Source organism: Mesorhizobium sp. M6A.T.Cr.TU.017.01.1.1 (genome assembly GCF_004023115.1).
Lineage (GTDB): Bacteria > Pseudomonadota > Alphaproteobacteria > Rhizobiales > Rhizobiaceae > Mesorhizobium > Mesorhizobium mediterraneum.
This window is the reverse complement of sequence record NZ_RZTA01000021.1, coordinates 66,481-74,537: the sequence shown is the minus strand read 5'-3', so window position 1 is coordinate 74,537 and position 8,057 is coordinate 66,481. Positions and strand designations below refer to the sequence as shown.

The 8,057-nt window shown below is 63.3% G+C and carries 7 protein-coding genes and 1 tRNA gene; 2 read left to right on the top strand and 6 right to left on the bottom strand.

Features of this window, described 5'->3' with window-relative positions; translation table 11 throughout:
• The 6 genes from EOB36_RS09710 to EOB36_RS09680 all read right to left on the bottom strand — a co-directional run.
• On the bottom strand, positions 1-1,083 hold a 1,083-nt coding region (locus EOB36_RS09710; protein WP_164897487.1), incomplete at its 3' end, for a mannitol dehydrogenase family protein.
• A complete protein-coding gene (locus tag EOB36_RS09705; protein WP_095485024.1) occupies positions 1,059-1,841 on the bottom strand; it encodes an SDR family oxidoreductase in 783 nt (260 codons plus the stop codon). The genes EOB36_RS09705 and EOB36_RS09710, both read right to left, overlap by 25 nt.
• Before the next feature lie 73 nt (positions 1,842-1,914).
• Positions 1,915-2,817, bottom strand: a complete 903-nt coding sequence (locus EOB36_RS09700) for a MurR/RpiR family transcriptional regulator (protein WP_095485025.1) — start codon at positions 2,815-2,817, stop codon at positions 1,915-1,917.
• An 892-nt stretch (positions 2,818-3,709) separates the two neighbouring features.
• Positions 3,710-4,657 (bottom strand): hypothetical protein, encoded by a 948-nt coding sequence (locus EOB36_RS09690; protein WP_127206554.1) that lies wholly within the window; start codon positions 4,655-4,657, stop codon positions 3,710-3,712.
• 495 nt (positions 4,658-5,152) lie between these two features.
• Positions 5,153-6,598, bottom strand: a complete 1,446-nt coding sequence (locus tag EOB36_RS09685; protein ID WP_095485027.1) for a carotenoid oxygenase family protein — start codon at positions 6,596-6,598, stop codon at positions 5,153-5,155.
• A gap of 356 nt (positions 6,599-6,954) precedes the next feature.
• Positions 6,955-7,030: transfer RNA gene (locus EOB36_RS09680), tRNA-Ala, on the bottom strand.
• A 163-nt stretch (positions 7,031-7,193) separates the two neighbouring features.
• On the opposite strand from EOB36_RS09680, the gene EOB36_RS09675 reads away from it, so the two are divergent.
• Positions 7,194-7,484: a YggT family protein gene (locus tag EOB36_RS09675; protein WP_023800489.1), complete on the top strand. Its 291-nt coding sequence runs from the start codon at positions 7,194-7,196 to the stop codon at positions 7,482-7,484.
• A 10-nt stretch (positions 7,485-7,494) separates the two neighbouring features.
• Complete coding sequence (locus EOB36_RS09670) at positions 7,495-7,809, top strand: DUF167 domain-containing protein (RefSeq protein ID WP_128284753.1); 315 nt, start codon at positions 7,495-7,497, stop codon at positions 7,807-7,809.
• Positions 7,810-8,057: the final 248 nt, after the last annotated feature.

Genomic DNA, 8,057 nt, shown 5'->3' with positions numbered 1-8,057 from the left:
CGGCGAGACGCCGGGCATCGGCATCAAGGTCGGCAGCGTCTCGTCGATCAGCATGCGCCGGACGAAGGCGGCGAGCAGCGGGTCGGCGATGGCATCCGACGTGTGCTCCAGGCCCGCCAGCACTCCGAGATAGGCAAGCGTGGTCTGGGCGCCGTTGAGCACCCGCATCTTGAGGTGCTCGAAGGGGGTGACGTCGCCGACGAACGTCGCGCCAACCCGGTCCCATCGCGGCACGCGGCCGGCGAATTTCTGCTCGATCACCCATTGCCGGAACGGCTCGCCGACGACGACGGCGGCATCGCGGTAGCCGAAATGCTGCTCCACGGTCTCGATATCGGCCTCAGAGGTCGCTGGCGCGATGCGGTCGACCATGGCCGAGGGAAAGGCGACGTTGGCCGCGATCCAGTCCGACAGGCCATTGCCGCGCCGGCTGGCCAAAGCCTGCACGACGTTCTCCAGGATGATGCCGTTGGTCGGGATGTTGTCGCAGGAGAGCAGCGTCACCGGACGGCTGTGCGAGGCCATGCGCAATTCAAGCGCCCGCGCCAGAATGCCCGGCACGCTTCGCGGTTCCAGTGGATTGGCGAGATCGTGGACGACGTCCGGGTGGGTCACATCCAGCGCGCCGCTGGACGGGATATGGCAATAGCCTTTCTCCGTCACAGTCATCGTGACCATCTCGATGCCGGCGGAAGCCAGCACGTCGATCGCGGGTGCCGCACTCTCCTGGCTGTCGACAACCCTGACGATGCTGCCGATGATTCGCGCCTCGACTTGGCTGTCTTCGCGGATCAGGCGCGTGTAGAGGCCGCCCTGCCAGCCCAGCGTTTCCGACAAGTATGGTGCGCGGATGTTGATGCCGACCACGCCCCAGCGATCGAAACGGCGCGAAAGAAGATCGTCGGTGTACTCCGCCTGGTGGCAGCGGTGGAAGGCGCCGACACCGATATGAGCCATCCCCGGGACAAGTGCGGCCCGATCATAGGATGGTTTTCGGACGGAGGAAGAAAGCCGGCTAATGAGTTCTGGGCCGAGCGTTTCGGGGGGCGTTGAAGTGCTCACCGGTTCGCCCCGACGACCCATTGCTCCTGGTCGATCAGGGCGCCGGTCATCGGCCCGGAGGCGTCGGAGAGCAGGAACACGGCGAGGTTCGCCACTTCGCCGGCCGCCAGCAGCCTCCCGAAAGGCTGCGACGCATTGGCGGCGTCGAGCCAGCCTGGGCCGTGGCCCAGCGTCTCGGCCTGCATGATGCGTTCGGCCGGCGTGTCGGTCCAGCCGACATTGATGCCGTTGACGCGGATGCGGTCGAAGCGGTGCGCATTGGCGGCATTGCGGGTCAGCGTGGCGAGCGCGCCCTTGGTGGCGGAATAGACGGCCAGTTCGGGCGAGCCGCAATGCGCGTTGATCGACAGGATGTTGACGATCGCGCCGCCTTGACCTTGCTTGCGCATCTGCGTGATGGCCGCCTGCATCAGGAAGAAGGGCGCCCGCGCGTTGACGGCGAACAGCGCCGCCCAGTCGTCGAGGCCGGCATCGAGAAACGAGGCGCGGTTGGTCAGGCCGGCGGCGTTGACCAGCGCGTCGATGCGCCCGAAACGGGAAATGCAAGCCTTCACCAGTTGCGCCGGCGCCTCGGGGTCCACCAGATCGGCTGCGACGAAAGCGGTCGGCGTGCCTATCTCTGAAAGCGCTGCGGCGACTTCGGCGCCACGCACCGGCTCGCGGCCCGTGACCAGCAGGCCGCCGGCACCAGCGCGCGCCAGCGCCTCGGCGATCGCCCGGCCGATGCCTTGCGTCGCGCCGGTGACCAGCACCACCTTGTCGTCTAGCCGAAGCTCCATTCCTCCTCCCGGAATAAAGTTTCCATTTTTCTAGATATGGAACCTCAATTCCCGATAGTCAATCGCATCCGTCTCAGGCCGTGCGGCGCGCGACGACACCGTGGACAAGGGCCATGCCGACGGCGAGCGAAGCGGCAAGCGAGCGGAAGCCGGCAAAGTCGGACTCAACCACTTCCAGCCATGTGTCCGACAGCTTGACCAGGGGAGAAAACGTGCTGTCGGTGATGGTGACGATCCGCGCCTTTCGCTCATGGGCGACAGCGACGAGGTCTGGCGTGATCGAGTTGTAGGGGCTGAAGGATACCGCCAGCACGACGTCGCGCTTGCCGATGCAGCCGACCTGGTCAAGCGCGGTGGAACCGACATTGTCGACCAGCACGTTGCGCACGCCCTGTTGCGACAGAGTGAGCGAGAGATAGGTGGTGACGGGAAAGGCGCGTTTGCTGCCGATCACATAGATCAAGTCGGCTGCCGCCAGCAGGTCGACCATGCGCTCGAAGCTGGCAATGTCGAAGTTATTGTCGATGCGGCCGAGCGAAGCCTGCGAGGCGCCGACCATGCCGTTGAGAAAATGCAGATTGGCGTTGGGCTCGGTGGCCGCCCGTTCCTGTCCGTCGCGCCCCCGTCCTTCGGGCCAGGAGCCTTTGACATGGTCCTTAAAGAGACCCTGGAAATCGGAAAATCCGGCATAGCCGAAGATCTGGGCAAAACGAACAAGCGTCGAGGGCTGCACACCGGCCTGCTCGGCGACCTGCGCGATCGTGCCGAGCGCGACGTCGCTCGGATGCTGCCACAGGAAAATGGCAACCTGGCGCAGGCGTTTTGGAAAATGGACGGTGCCGGACGACAATACCGCGCGCAGTTCCTCATAGGTCTGCGGCTTGGTGTAGCCGAGCGCGGCAAGCGAGCGGCCGCGCTTGCGGGTCGCCGCCTCGTCGGCAATAGACCGTCCGGATGCTTTGCCCGCCTCACTCATGATTTGGAGGCTAGCGCGGTACGATCGTATTACAATATGGAAATTGGAAATCTTGTCGAAAGTGCTGGGGCTCGATCCGGTGATTTGGCTGACTGGAGGGCTCTCTGGTGGCCGGGCGCATTGTTCTCGGACCCCAAAATGCCTGTTGGTGTTATTTCACTGCGGTGACCCTGCCCGCCGCATCGAGGCGACAGCCGACCCGCGCCCGCCGAACTTCGATGCCGCCTTGTCTTGTGTAGTCTATTCGCACCTCGATCGGCGCCGTGAGTGCGCTCCGACGTTGACGCAAGGCGCCTGCGCTTACCGCGTGGACACCGACGGCGCCAAGCGGCGTCGCAGCGGATATGATCGCCGCGCGGCAGGCTCGCACGACCGCAGCTGGCGTACCGGGTTTCGCTTTCAGTGGTCTCAAAGATCCAAAGGGATACCCCTTCGTGGAGTCACCCTCACCGGCTTTGGAAGGCCTGAGAGCGGGTGGCAGGGCGATCGATTGCTTGCCGGTCTTGGCAGAGGCAGTGGCTGCCGTGACTGCGGCCGGACTACCGGGAGCGGTACTCGTTCCGTTTTCGGCGGACGGATCGTCGCCCACGCCGACACCCGTCGAAGGGCTAACGCCTGCGTCGAGTGATCCTGCGCCGACCGAAGCTCCAACGTTTGCTCCACCCACACCGTCGACGCTCGTGCCCACCCCCACAGATGCGCCTTGCGAGCTGGCGCTCACTCCGGCACCGACCCCGAGGCCGCCGGCCTTACCGCCTAAACCTGCGTCAAGAGCCGAGGCAGGCCCGATTGCGATCCCGATCGTCAACACGGCTGCGACGTACTTTTTCATTGTGATACTCCCCTGCGGCATACATTTCGCTCACTAGTCTTCACTGGCATAGGTCGAGCTTCACAGTGGTCGCGTCGGGAGCAATGCGGCGGGAAGAGCGATGGTTGCCGGCAGAACAGGATGTGGTGACTTTTTTGCCTTCACTTTCCGTTTTTTCGGCAAGCCCGGTTTATGGGCTGGTTGGGCGCCCGAACGCGATAGCGTACTTGCAAGTGGGGTACGTGATTTCGGCGCGCGCTCCAAAGCCGCAGTGCGACGCTTATCCTTGACGATGTCGATCGCCTCACGCGCGGCACTGAGGCTGCGGCCTAGACCGATAGCCCTTTCACGCTCTTTCTCCAGCGCCGCACTCAACTCTGCCGAGATCTGTTTTGAAGCGTCGCGTTCCTTGCGAACAATGTCGAGGTCGCGCGCAGCTAAATCTGCTCGTTCGCGTTCCAGTTCGAGTGCTTCTCCAGCTTGCTTTAGAGCGGTCTCGACCACCGATCGGTCCTTTATGGCGTTGCTCTTCTCGACCGCGGCCAGGTTTGCGCCTGTCTTAAGAGCGTCGATAGTTTGGCGAGCCGTGGTGAGTTCTTGTTCCAAGAGTTCAACCTTGTGCCTCTCCTCATCAAGCGCTTGCTTCGCAGCAACCTGAGAGGCTTCCATAGAGGGGTGCGCTCCGGCGGCCTTCTCGCGGTCCCAGAGAATGGCTTCGGCCCTAAAGTCTTCGATAACGCGCTGCGCCGTCTCCAGCGCTTCGTCTATTTGCTGCTGTTCTTTTAGGGCTTGTGCTTGCTTAGCCGCCGTGTTTGCCAGTGCGTGTGCCTGGGCGCTTGCGTCACGTGCCTCGCGCTGCATAATTTCTAGCTCCGCTCGTGCTGCGGCCAATTCGCGGCGTAAAGCCATTTCATGCTCGCCGGGCGGCGTCTGCACACCCTCCTTGAGTTGCGCGGCGCTGGCAACGCTGACTCCCGCGGCGGCGATGACGGCAACCGCGACGGAACGAAATGTGGACGAAATCTTCACGATGGGAGACTCCTCAAGATCGCCGCCTACCTAGCGCGACGGACACATGTCGAAGTCCGGCTGATAGCCACCTTCGCGGTAAAGGTTCTCTGCGACGTAGCTGCCTTTCGCCCTTTCCAGCACACCGGGTCCAAGATGGATTCCTCGGGCATCTGTAAAGACCTACTGCTGCCATCCGCGGTGCTCCTTATTTTACCCCCCGGACAGGATGATCCCGTAGACGCCTGCGAATGTCGCCCTTCATTGTGATGAAGCGACGCGCCGCGCGCGGCCAGGTGCCCGGTGTCGTCGACGACGCCCTGGCGTGAAGTTCGTCGCGGCGGCGGTTGCCTCGAATTCCGCAAGTAGGGGCCTGGACGCCTGCTTTGTTCCCATGTGTGCCGAGCATGCAGGTCCCAGAACGGTCAATAAATACAGCCGCATCTACGGCCACACGGGATGCGGCCGATTTCACCGGTGAAGGGGTTCTGTGCAGTGGCCGGCACTTGGCATCGGTCAGCGCGCGGATCGATCCAGGGGTGCAAAATAGTTGCCGTGAAAGCCAAAGGGGATGTGATGCGGGACGGAGGCCCGGGCGCGTTTGGCGAGCGTCGCGGCGTCGAGCACAAGCAGGAATGACGTGCCGGCGCCGACATCGAGCACGACGGACAACAGGACGCCGTCGTCTTCCTCGGCGCCGGTCGGCCGCGCCACATAAACAGGCTCGCCAGCATAGCAGCCCGGTTCGGCCCAGGTCGTCACGGTCGCCGGCGCGGTGGCTGAAAGCTCGACCTTGGCTATAGTGTCGAGGAAGCTGTCCGGTTCACTTTGGCCGGCTCCCCATACGCAGCGATACGATCTGCCGGCGCGGCGGGAATAGTCGATGCGCGGCAACTCGATGCGTGTGCCGCAGAGCGATTCCGGCTCGATCTCGACAGCCGCAGAAGGGCTACCGTCGAGCGGAATGCGGTACCGCGTCAAGGTCGAGGTCGGGTTGACCTGCGCTCCGGAGCGCAGCCGGTCGAGGCGCAGCTCGTCGATGATTCTCGCATCGGGATAGGCGAGGAGGTCCACCAGCAGCGCGCCGTCCGCCTCGAAGGCATTGACGTGGTGAAAGCAGAAGCACGACGCCGCCCTGGCACGGGCGGCGACAGCGCCGGTCGACTTATCGATCACTGTGAATACGGTGCCGAACTCCGGTTGCCAGCGATAGTTTGTGATGAAGGGTCTGCCTGAGAAGACGAGCTTGAGCGGGTTCACCCGAAGCGGAAACTCCGTCAGCACCAAATAGCGTTCCGACATGCCGAAGGAATGCATGTAGCTCGGCCGATCGACGGGCAATTCGGCCAGGACACGCTGCATGCCGCTTTCGTCGACGAACAGGCGATACGTGCTGCGGCGCCCCATCTCGATGACGTACGAGTAGCCGCGCTCGCCGTCGCTGTGCGGATGCGCAGTCGAGATCTGCCCCTTGATCGCCCGACTGAATTGGAGCCGGCCGTGCGTTTTGAGCGTGTGCGGATCGAAGCGGATCGGCATCGGCGTCTCGGTCAGCGCGACGATCTCGCCGGCCAGCACGGAGACATTGACATTCGCATTGTCGGTCAGCTTTGGGTTGAAGATCGCCATCACGCGGCCGAAAAGTGTGCGGCACGGATCCGTCATGAATTCGCCGCGCGCGATGCGACCCTTCTCCATCGCCTCGCAATAGGATTGCGAGCGGATGAAGCGGTTGGAATAGCGGACCGCGCCATCGCTGAAGTCGAAGGCGTGGAGCATGGCGAGACCGTCGAACCAATGCGTATAGGCTTGCCGGCCCACCTCGAATTTCGCAGGCCCGGTTCGGAGAAGCCGGCCGGTGAGCCACGCCGGCAATTCGCCTTCCACCTGCAACGGCAGTTGATCGACCTCCTGTTCGAGTGTGGTGAAGCCCAGTGCGTAACGGCCCTTCGCTTCAGGCATTCCAGCCTCCTTCACTTCGCCTGGTGCCTCCGCCCTCCCTGCCGTTTAACGCGTCAGCGTCGCCGATGTTTCGCATCCGAGCCGTAGAGCCGGACCAACTTCCTGCCAAGTTCCTGACGCAGCGGGATCAATCAGCCTCGCCAGCAGGTCGCCGATCTTGTTTGTGATCCAGACAGAACCGGGTATGGCACGATCCTGGGCGTCATAGGCCGTCGGCGCGGCGGTGAACCTTCGTCATCCGCCCGTATGCAACTGCCGCCGTGCCGGACAAGGGATGACCGGCTGAGCGAACCACAGCCCCAGCCAACGGAAAAACCGTTCGCTGGCAGCGAAATCAGATATTTGGGATATCCCGCTGGTGGAGCTGAGGAGGATCGAACTCCTGACCTCGTCATTGCGAACGACGCGCTCTCCCAGCTGAGCTACAGCCCCGTCCAGCGGATGGGCGCATTTATCGGGCGTGGCGGTTTCCTGTCAAGACGGCGTTTTGCCCAAAAAAGCCGCGCGGCGAGCCATCGACGTGGCCTGCCGCGGACAGCGGCTCTTGCCGCTTTCGCCTGCAATGGCTACATGTCGGCAACAATCGGAGACCGGCATGATAGCTCTCATTCAGACCATTGTCCTGGCGCTTGACATTTATTGGTGGATCATCATCGCTTCGGCGATTTTCTCCTGGCTCTACGCCTTCAACGTCGTCAACTCGCGCAACCAGTTCGTCGATAGCGTCAGCAACATGCTCTTCCGGCTGACCGAGCCGGCGCTGCGGCCGATCCGCCGCTTCTTGCCCGACCTCGGCGGGATCGACATTTCGCCGATCATCCTGCTTCTGATCCTGTTCTTCCTCCGGCAGTTCCTGCTCACCACGGTGGCGCCGCTGGTCGTCTGACGGCCATTCGATGACTGGGCCGTTTCGCCCGCGTAACGACGGCGTCGACCTATTCGTCCGGCTGACACCGAAAGCGGCGATGGACAGGCTCGAAGGCATCGAGATCTCGGCAGACGGGCGAAGCCATCTTAAGGCTCGCGTCCGCGCCGTGCCGGAAAACGGCGCCGCCAATCAAGCGCTCGAACGGCTGGTCGCCAAGGCGTTGGGAGTGCCGCGATCGGCCGTCTCGGTCGTCGCCGGCGGCACGGCCCGGCTGAAGACGCTGCGTATCCTCGGCGATCCGGCTGCGCTGGCGAAAGCCATCGAGGCGCTCAGCAGCGCTTGAGTCGTCTCATTCTTCGCGCCCCCTCTGTCCTGCCCGACATTTCCCCCTCGTGGCAGGGCAATCGCATTTGGATTCTTGCGAAGATGGACCCCCACCCTAACCCTCCCCACAAGGGGGAGGGAACGCTGCCGCGCGCCTCCACTTTGGTGCCGAAAGGCAGGCAATTTGTCGAGGTCAGCGCTAGCGGAAGTCTCCCTCCCCCTTGTGGGGAGGTGTTAGGGTGGGGGTGCATCGTAGAGCGAGAGCCT

What these genes read in the sequence shown, in the direction of transcription:
- EOB36_RS09705 (WP_095485024.1), bottom strand. Translation starts at nt 1,841, where the DNA reads ATGGAGCTTCGGCTAGACGACAAGGTGGTGCTGGTCACCGGCGCGACG.
- EOB36_RS09700 (WP_095485025.1), bottom strand. Translation starts at nt 2,817, where the DNA reads ATGAGTGAGGCGGGCAAAGCATCCGGACGGTCTATTGCCGACGAGGCG.
- EOB36_RS09685 (WP_095485027.1), bottom strand. Translation starts at nt 6,598, where the DNA reads ATGCCTGAAGCGAAGGGCCGTTACGCACTGGGCTTCACCACACTCGAA.
- EOB36_RS09675 (WP_023800489.1), top strand. Translation starts at nt 7,194, where the DNA reads ATGATAGCTCTCATTCAGACCATTGTCCTGGCGCTTGACATTTATTGG.
- EOB36_RS09670 (WP_128284753.1), top strand. Translation starts at nt 7,495, where the DNA reads ATGACTGGGCCGTTTCGCCCGCGTAACGACGGCGTCGACCTATTCGTC.